3 protein-coding genes and 1 pseudogene are annotated in these 3,143 nt (G+C 45.3%); all 4 read right to left on the minus strand.

Annotated elements, in window-relative coordinates; all coding sequences use genetic code 11:
- Positions 1-761 (minus strand): 2-C-methyl-D-erythritol 4-phosphate cytidylyltransferase (ispD, locus tag A3757_RS15960; RefSeq protein ID WP_156506355.1); only part of this gene is annotated, 761 nt, incomplete at its 3' end.
- 72 nt (positions 762-833) lie between these two features.
- Positions 834-1,112 carry a cell division protein FtsB gene (ftsB, locus tag A3757_RS15965; protein ID WP_068514126.1) on the minus strand — a complete coding sequence of 93 codons (279 nt, stop codon included), beginning with the start codon at positions 1,110-1,112 and terminating at the stop codon, positions 834-836.
- A gap of 317 nt (positions 1,113-1,429) precedes the next feature.
- Positions 1,430-2,722, minus strand: coding sequence for a phosphopyruvate hydratase (eno, locus tag A3757_RS15970; protein WP_068514123.1), 1,293 nt, complete (start codon positions 2,720-2,722; stop codon positions 1,430-1,432).
- An 80-nt stretch (positions 2,723-2,802) separates the two neighbouring features.
- A pseudogene (locus tag A3757_RS15975) lies at positions 2,803-3,143 on the minus strand (3-deoxy-8-phosphooctulonate synthase); the annotation flags it as partial.

The following is a 3,143-nucleotide window of genomic DNA, read 5'->3' on the forward strand; positions in this document are numbered from 1 at the left end:
GCCAAGGTATCTGCAGCCAAACGTAAATCGTGCGGCCGCGTAATTTTGATATTGTCATCTGAGCCTTCAACTAGGCAGGGCGCCCCACCCATATGCTCTATTGCTGACGACTCATCGGTCACCGTCAGCCCAAGCCGCTGACATTCACTTAGGGCATGGCGCAGCTCGGCAAAACGAAAGACTTGTGGTGTAAATGCTCGCCAAAGTTTGTCCCGATCCGAAGTACCCTCAATCGCCCTTCCATCTTGTGATACCTTAATCGTATCAACAACGCGAGACGCCAGAATAGCACCGCCCTCTGAACCGTCCCAGGCGTCAACATGTTCAATCAAGTTATCTATATCTTCTCGACTTAAACAGGGCCGCGCAGCGTCATGCACCCACACCCAATCTTGCTCATCGGCAATACCTACCAAAGCATCAAGACCATTTAAAACAGTATTGAAGCGTTCACTACCACCCTTATACTGAATCACTCGAGCATCTTGAGCCAAACTATCGCTATCAAAATAGTCATCAGCCTCGGAAATACCTATATGCACCTGAGTAAAGCGAGGGTGGTCAAGGAAGGCTTTGGCACTCAGATAAAGAACACTGCTTGAACCAAGCTGAAGATATTGTTTAGGGATGTCACTTTGCATTCTGCTGCCAACACCCGCTGCCGGAATAATGACCCAAAACCGAGGTAGTGCTTGCTTAGCAGAGTCTAAGCCTGAGAGGGGTGAGGAGGTAAACGAAGGACTGGGGCTTGAAACCGACATAGTTGGGGCACAAAGTGATAAATAAAAACCTATGACCCGCTCTTGGTCATGGCAGGCGCTTGCAATGGGCCATTATAGTTTCGAAGCCACTACCATGTAAAAGGTTTCGTCTCGCCCTATCATGCCCAAACTGAAACGAGCACGTTCTTCAATCGCATCATAGCCATTTTTAAGGTCTAGCACCTCAGCATTCAGCTGAGCATTGCGCTCACTTAAGGTGTCATTCGCCGCCTGCTGCAAAGCCACTTTTTCGCGCAAATGCGAAACTTCTGCAAAGCTACCACTGCCAAACCACAAGCGGTACTGCAAACCAAGAATAACAATGACCATTATACTCCAGAGCACTTTCATAAGGACAACTTCACTACACCTTTAACTTCACACTAGTCACATTATTACTTAAAGATTGCCATACGCTGACAAGACACATAGACAAGCAAAAACGATATTTCTTCCCGCTACCACAGCGTAGAGACAAGAAAGCCCCGCTACATAAAAACGGATAAACAAACATATATTGGAATAAATTTACTCTAGTTCAGAAATTGGCTTTTAGCGAAAAGAATTCTGAAGATTAGCATAATTTAAGATAAGGCTTGTTTTGCCTAAAGACAAAAAAGCACTGAACGTTCAACGCACAGTGCTTTTCATTCAATCAAGGCCAGAAATTACTGTCCTTTGATCTCACTTCTACCCTTATAAGGCGCCTTGCTTCCCAACTGCTCTTCAATTCTCAATAAGCGGTTATACTTAGCAACACGATCAGAACGACAAAGTGAACCAGTCTTTATTTGGCCGGCACAGGTACCAACCGCCAAATCAGCAATTGTTGTGTCTTCTGTTTCACCAGAACGATGTGAGATAACTGCGGTATAGCCTGCATCTTTAGCCATCTTAATCGCATCTAAGGTTTCGCTCAGGCTACCAATCTGGTTGAATTTAATCAGAATCGAGTTAGCAATATCTTTTTCGATACCTTCAGAAAGAATCTTGGTATTGGTCACAAACAAGTCATCACCAACCAATTGAACTTTGTCGCCCAACTTTTCAGTTTGATACTTCCACCCATCCCAATCCGACTCGTCCTGACCGTCTTCAATAGAAACGATTGGATACTGGTCGCAAAGCTCAGCCAAATAATCAGAGAACTGCTCAGGGCTGAAAGCCTTACCTTCGCCTTTCATGTCGTATTTACCATCAACATAGAACTCAGTTGATGCACAGTCTAAGGCTAGCGTAATGTCTTTACCTAGCTCGTATCCTGCATTCGCTACAGCAACCTTGATTGCCGCCAATGCATCGGCATTAGAAGCCAAGTCAGGCGCAAAACCGCCCTCATCACCCACAGCGGTATTTAGACCTTGCTCACTTAATACCTTCTTCAAACCATGGAATATTTCAGCGCCCGCACGCAGTGCTTCGGCAAAAGTAGGAGCAGAAACTGGCTGAACCATAAACTCTTGGATATCAACATTGTTGTCTGCGTGCTCACCACCATTGATGATATTCATCATTGGCACAGGCATAGAGTACTGACCAGAAGTACCGTTTAGATCAGCAATATGCTCATAAAGCTCAACGCCTTTTTCTTGTGCTGCTGCTTTCGCTGCTGCCAAAGAAACCGCCAAAATTGCATTAGCACCCAGCTTAGCTTTATTCTCAGTACCGTCCAGATCCAACATAATTTGGTCTAAAGCTCGTTGATCGGTAACATCCTTACCTAATAACGCAGCCTTGATCTCTTCATTAATGCCGGCAACAGCCTTTAAAACACCTTTACCTAAATAACGACTCTTATCACCGTCTCTAAGCTCCAAGGCTTCACGAGAGCCTGTTGACGCACCAGAAGGAGCGCAAGCTGTACCCACCACACCAGACTCTAGAATCACATCCGCTTCAACAGTAGGGTTACCACGAGAATCCATGACCTCACGGCCTTTGATATCAATAATCGTTGTCATTACACTTCTCCAAAAATAATAACTTCAGGCCCTGTCTTTCCTTCAACAACGCCAAAATTCAAAATCATAAACGCTATATTTTAAGCCGTATCTAAAGGCTTAAATTGCTTAACTAGCTCATCGATTGCCTTAACTCTAGCAAGGAAGGGTTCAAGCTGCGACAACCTTAAAGCACACGGGCCATCACACTTAGCATTTTCAGGGTCAGGATGAGCTTCTAAAAACAAACCAGCAATACCCTGCGACATACCCGCAAGCGCTAAGTCAGTTACAGCTTCACGTCGACCACCAGCAGAATCTGCACGACCACCGGGCTGCTGCAAAGAATGCGTCACGTCAAAGAAAACCGGGTACTCAAAGCTCTTCATTACACCAAATGCCAACATATCGACAACCAGGTTATTGTAACCAAAACTGCTAC

Source organism: Oleiphilus sp. HI0117, from assembly GCF_001635235.1.

Bases quoted from the DNA above. Each gene is read 5' to 3' on its own strand.
- eno (WP_068514123.1), bottom strand. From the start codon at position 2,722: ATGACAACGATTATTGATATCAAAGGCCGTGAGGTCATGGATTCTCGT.
- ftsB (WP_068514126.1), bottom strand. From the start codon at position 1,112: ATGAAAGTGCTCTGGAGTATAATGGTCATTGTTATTCTTGGTTTGCAG.